1 protein-coding gene is annotated in these 1,025 nt (G+C 66.0%); it reads right to left on the reverse strand.

Annotated features, from left to right (window positions below):
* Nucleotides 1-904, reverse strand: a 904-nt coding sequence (locus NKH01_RS35160) for an IS256 family transposase (RefSeq protein ID WP_353024743.1), incomplete at its 3' end; no start/stop codon positions are given.
* Between the last annotated feature and the right edge of the window lie 121 nt (nucleotides 905-1,025).

Here is a 1,025-nt window from a genome sequence, read left to right on the forward strand (position 1 = left end):
TGATTATGCCGACCTCATCGCAGCGATCCTCGCCACAAAAGGCCGGATTCCACACCATGGTCGGCATAATCCGGACGTCGGCATAATGAACCGTGCATCTCTGCACTGGCACGCCGTCCCACAGGGCGATCGCCCTGTCCAAGCCGGGTGCGCCATCGACGATGAGAAACTCGGGTCGGCGCAGGCCGCGCCTTACGAGATCGTCGAGAATGGCCCGCCAGGCCTCGGCCGTCTCGCCGCCCATATTCTTGACCGCGAGCAGGATCTTCTGTCCGTCCTCGCGCACGCCGATGACCACGAGCAGCGAGATCGAGGTCGCCTTGCGGTCGAGCCTGACACGAACCACCGTCCCGTCGAGGATCAGGCGCACGATCGGCTCGTCGGCAAGCGAGCGGGCATTCCAGGCGTCCCAGTCCGTCTTCACCTTGCGCCAGGTGCGGCTGACGACGTCCTTGCCGATCGCGCCGCCGAACAGCGCGGCGAGCGCACGCCGCACGCGTCGCGTGTTCGTGCCGGCCAGGTAGCTCGACGCGATCAGCGCGTCGGCGGCCATCGTGCGCCGCTGGTAGGCGCGCAGGGCCTTGCTCTTCCATTCCACCGTCTTGTCCTCGCCGGCATCAAGGCGGGCCCGCGGAACCGTGATCTCGGTGGTGCCGAAGGTCCCTGTCAGCGTGCGCGTCCGGCGGCCGTGGCGGTGGCCGGCGACACCGGCGGTCTCATCACTGCGCGCCGCCGGCTGCCGGCCATAACGGCGACGGGCAAGCACCGCGTCCAGCTCGGTCTCGAGCATCGTCTCGATGAAGCCGCGCACCCGCTCGCGCAGGCCAGCTTCGATCGGATCAAACCAGTTGTCGAAAAGATAGCTCGTCGCCTCATCCTCAGGATGAACGGCGTCGGCATTCATGGTAGTCGTTGTCATGGCGTCGTCTCCTGTCCGGCGCTCTAAACTAACGCCGGATGATTCGAGGTTTGACACCCCGGAGACTACGCCAACTTTCAATTCCAACCACTCCCGCGACGGCACC

Origin of the sequence: Mesorhizobium sp. M1403 (assembly GCF_040317695.1) — a bacterium.
In the GTDB taxonomy this organism is placed as follows: Bacteria; Pseudomonadota; Alphaproteobacteria; order Rhizobiales; family Rhizobiaceae; genus Mesorhizobium.